Genomic DNA, 508 nt, shown 5'->3' on the forward strand with positions numbered 1-508 from the left:
CTAAACCGCAAATTCCCCTAAGGGTTCTTCCTATGAAAAATTGCTTGGAACGTATGTAAAAGTGACTCCTGTAACTTTTAAATATTTTAGTGGTTTTAAAGCGATTATATTGTCGAATTCTAAGATTGTGTTACCGATAGCCGAGCGATTTTGATTACAATATCATCAGAACTTATTGGGGGAATTATGGGGCAGTTTTCTATTTTAGGCTTTATCGCACTCGGTGGGGCAATCGGTGCGTGTTCTCGATATTTAGTGTCTGCGTTTTGTGTCTTACTTTTCGGACGGGGTTTCCCTTACGGTACGTTGACTGTTAACGTTGTTGGCTCTTTCATCATGGGGTTGCTCATTGCGGCATTTGAAAGTGAAATATTAGCAACTGAACCATGGAGACAAGTGATTGGCCTAGGCTTCCTTGGTGCGCTTACCACCTTTTCAACATTTTCTATGGATAACGTACTGCTTATGCAGCAAGGTGCGTTCTTTAAAATGGGTTTAAACATCTTAT

1 protein-coding gene is annotated in these 508 nt (G+C 40.4%); it reads left to right on the forward strand.

Going from position 1 to position 508, the window contains the following annotated elements; genetic code table 11:
• Positions 1–186: 186 nt before the first annotated feature.
• The coding region (crcB, locus tag R7Q46_RS30565) for a fluoride efflux transporter CrcB (RefSeq protein WP_318078763.1) at positions 187–508 on the forward strand (322 nt) is incomplete at its 3' end.

The sequence above is a fragment of the Vibrio sp. 811 genome (genome assembly GCF_033339195.1).